Origin of the sequence: Thalassobacillus sp. CUG 92003 (assembly GCF_013618635.1) — a bacterium.
Classification (GTDB): domain Bacteria; phylum Bacillota; class Bacilli; order Bacillales; family Halobacillaceae; genus CUG-92003.
In genome coordinates, this window is the sequence record NZ_JABLSJ010000038.1 from 1 (window position 1) to 400 (window position 400).

1 rRNA gene is annotated in these 400 nt (G+C 53.5%); it reads right to left on the reverse strand.

The annotated features are described in order from the left end of the window. Window positions 1–57: 57 nt before the first annotated feature. A 16S ribosomal RNA gene (locus HOP45_RS20480) occupies window positions 58–400 on the reverse strand; the annotation flags it as partial.

Genomic DNA, 400 nt, shown 5'->3' on the forward strand with positions numbered 1-400 from the left:
TCGATCTTTCAAAACTAAACAAACCAGCACCAGTACGTCTCCGTTTTAATTCCTTAGAAAGGAGGTGATCCAGCCGCACCTTCCGATACGGCTACCTTGTTACGACTTCACCCCAATCATTGGCCCCACCTTCGGCGGCTGGCTCCATAAAGGTTACCTCACCGACTTCGGGTGTTGCCAACTCTCGTGGTGTGACGGGCGGTGTGTACAAGGCCCGGGAACGTATTCACCGCGGCATGCTGATCCGCGATTACTAGCGATTCCGGCTTCATGCAGGCGAGTTGCAGCCTGCAATCCGAACTGAGAATGGTTTTATGGGATTTGCTACACCTCGCGGCTTCGCTGCCCTTTGTACCATCCATTGTAGCACGTGTGTAGCCCAGGTCATAAGGGGCATGAT